Origin of the sequence: Paenibacillus sp. VTT E-133280, from assembly GCF_002264385.1 — a bacterium.
GTDB lineage: Bacteria > Bacillota > Bacilli > Paenibacillales > Paenibacillaceae > Paenibacillus_AQ > Paenibacillus_AQ nitricinens.
This window is the reverse complement of record NZ_NFUX01000181.1, coordinates 1-355: the sequence shown is the minus strand read 5'-3', so window position 1 is coordinate 355 and position 355 is coordinate 1. Positions and strand designations below refer to the sequence as shown.

Genomic DNA, 355 nt, shown 5'->3' with positions numbered 1-355 from the left:
GGATTTTGTTTTGCCGCGTTTAATAGACGCGTAACTCGCACACAGATCCAATTCTCTGACCGCCCTCGTCTTGAGGAAAGTAGTTCTGTGAATTTGGACTTTAGCATTTCTTCGTCCGATTGCAATACCAAATTTGAAGTTGGAAACTCATTTAAAAATCGAAGTGAAATGTTAGAATAGATGTCCCCGAAAACACCTTTGTACGTAGGGGAAACTTGAACAAGAACAGTTTGAAATTCGATGCACCTTCCTAATTTAGATTTACCGGCAGCCCCTGTGATTTCCTCTTGTCGCTCCATAGCATCGCTGTTATACGGGATCTCAGGTCCCAACCAGCCTCAATCATGGTCATGAC

The 355-nt window shown here is 43.1% G+C and carries 1 protein-coding gene; it reads left to right on the top strand.

The annotated features are described in order from the left end of the window. A partial coding sequence (locus tag CA600_RS31620; protein ID WP_218832813.1) for a hypothetical protein occupies nucleotides 1-180 on the top strand: 180 nt, incomplete at its 5' end. Between the last annotated feature and the right edge of the window lie 175 nt (nucleotides 181-355).